Below are 769 nucleotides of genomic sequence, written 5' to 3' on the forward strand. Positions count from 1 at the left end.
CATACCACCTTAAGCACTAAAACCAACGCATAGTGAAAATGCCACGCGTTGCGAATCCCTCTTGAACAGTTTGTTATGTTTGGGGCTCAAGAGTTCTGCTTAACTCTATTTCCCTACCTGCGACTAAGTTTCCAGTAGGTATAAAACCACAATTTAAGTAGAAATCTTTTGGACCACCTGTGCTATCTACAACACTTGTATAAAGAGCCGATGCTCCAAACTCGTTAAGCAACTCTGAACTTAACAACTCGATGGCTCTACGACCATAACCTTTTGATTGTTGTGTCTGATCTAGCATGAATCGCCAAAGGAAAAATTTATCTGCGTAAATGTCTGCGTTTACCAAGATGAAACCTACTGGCTTATCTTCGGCATAGATGCCACGAAACCAAGGAAAATCCATAAAGTTCGCTTCAGCCAATGAAATAGCATTGCTATCAATATGATTTAATTGATTTTTAGCGACTTTTAACTGGCAGATTTCATAGAAGTTATCATGGTCAATTCTTCTTAGCTCTATGCTCATAGTGACAATTTCCCTCCGAAAACATAACGCCCTGTTAAGGTGTGAGCAACGTAATACCGATGCTACCGCATACCACCTTAAACACTAAAACCAACGCATAGTAAAAAATGCCACGCGTTGCGAATCACTCTTAAACAGATTGTTATGTACCGCCTCAAAACAAGGCACTTTCAATTTGGAACCACTGCTCCATAAAAGGGATAAAGTCCCTTTGAGGTATGAACTTCTGTGCCGCTGTATTAT

The 769-nt window shown here is 40.2% G+C and carries 1 protein-coding gene; it reads right to left on the reverse strand.

What is annotated here, in order from left to right; all coding sequences use genetic code 11:
• Positions 1 to 73 precede the first annotated feature (73 nt).
• Positions 74 to 526, reverse strand: coding sequence for a GNAT family N-acetyltransferase (locus KJB35_RS28275; RefSeq protein ID WP_258475300.1), 453 nt, complete (start codon positions 524 to 526; stop codon positions 74 to 76).
• Positions 527 to 769 lie beyond the last annotated feature (243 nt).

It is taken from the genome of Vibrio sp. D431a (genome assembly GCF_030248655.1).
GTDB classification, from domain to species: Bacteria; Pseudomonadota; Gammaproteobacteria; order Enterobacterales; family Vibrionaceae; genus Vibrio; species Vibrio alginolyticus.

Bases quoted from the DNA above. Each gene is read 5' to 3' on its own strand.
- KJB35_RS28275 (WP_258475300.1), bottom strand. From the start codon at position 526: ATGAGCATAGAGCTAAGAAGAATTGACCATGATAACTTCTATGAAATC.